The organism is Ahrensia marina, assembly GCF_001293565.1.
Classification (GTDB): Bacteria; Pseudomonadota; Alphaproteobacteria; order Rhizobiales; family Rhizobiaceae; genus Ahrensia; species Ahrensia marina.
The window spans coordinates 1-494 of sequence record NZ_JXMU01000053.1; the positions used below are offsets into that span (position 1 = coordinate 1).

At 53.2% G+C, this 494-nt stretch carries 1 protein-coding gene; it reads left to right on the forward strand.

The window, feature by feature from the left end; genetic code table 11:
- The first annotated feature begins 136 nt into the window (after positions 1-136).
- Positions 137-433 (forward strand): sunset domain-containing protein, encoded by a 297-nt coding sequence (locus tag SU32_RS17465; protein WP_054000574.1) that lies wholly within the window; start codon positions 137-139, stop codon positions 431-433.
- Positions 434-494: the final 61 nt, after the last annotated feature.

The window sequence follows — 494 nt, forward strand, 5'->3', positions numbered from 1 at the left end:
CGGCCGCCGAGCCGAGGATCCATTCCGTGAAAGTGGAATACAGAGAGGGGGCTTAATTCCCTTGCATTTGAGCTTTTGACCAAAAGTTTTCTTTACGTGCGCTTGATACATTGCCGTCCGTAAACAGGAGGCGCGCATGTCATTCATGGTCAAAGCAGGCGGGTTGGTTACGCTGGCTTTTGTCGGCGGTGCCGCAGCGGCATTTGCGCCGCTGGAGTTTAAAGATAAAGCTGGCGATATGGCCGCCGCGCACGGGTTCCGGTCTGATTGTGTCATTAAAGGCAATGTCAGTATCAATTCCGGCGAGCGGATTTATCATGTGCCGGGCCAAAAATATTATGCAGCAACAAAAATTCGCACTCGCTATGGCGAACGCTGGTTTTGCAGCGAAGCCGATGCCCGCGCCGCCGGTTGGCGCAAAGCGAGACAATAGGCTGCAAAGTGTGCTGGTATCTCTCCCCTTGCGGGAGAGAAAATGAATTCTTGGAATTGCG